This is a genomic window from Brevundimonas sp. GN22 (genome assembly GCF_054824005.1).
Window position 1 is genome coordinate 1 of sequence record NZ_JSYD01000172.1, and the last position, 367, is coordinate 367.

Annotated in this window: 1 protein-coding gene; it reads left to right on the top strand. The window is 60.2% G+C overall.

The annotated features are described in order from the left end of the window. The coding region (locus OB03_RS14630; protein WP_461344655.1) for a hypothetical protein at positions 1-367 on the top strand (367 nt) is incomplete at both ends.

Here is a 367-nt window from a genome sequence, read left to right on the forward strand (position 1 = left end):
AGAAGCAGAGCGCCTGATCCACGAGGCTATTGCTGATGTGCCCTTGGCTTGCTCCACCCCCGAGGCAGCCGCCGCAGTCCAGGCACTGGGCCTCAAGCTTGCAGAGACCTGCATGGAGCCCAGAGCGATTGCCCAGACCCTCTTGGCTCAGGCTCACGGCTACATTCAGGCCGCTACCGACGAGCAACCGCAGGCAACAGCCTTTGCCATGCTGGAAACCGTGATTGACGGCATGATTGCCATCGGGATCGAGAAGGGCCTCGCAGGAAAATACATGCTGACCTACATCGGCTTGTGGCTCGCGAATGCCGATCCCGCATTTGCCGCTGAGACCCTTTACCAGATGGCCGACAGCATAGTCGCCAAG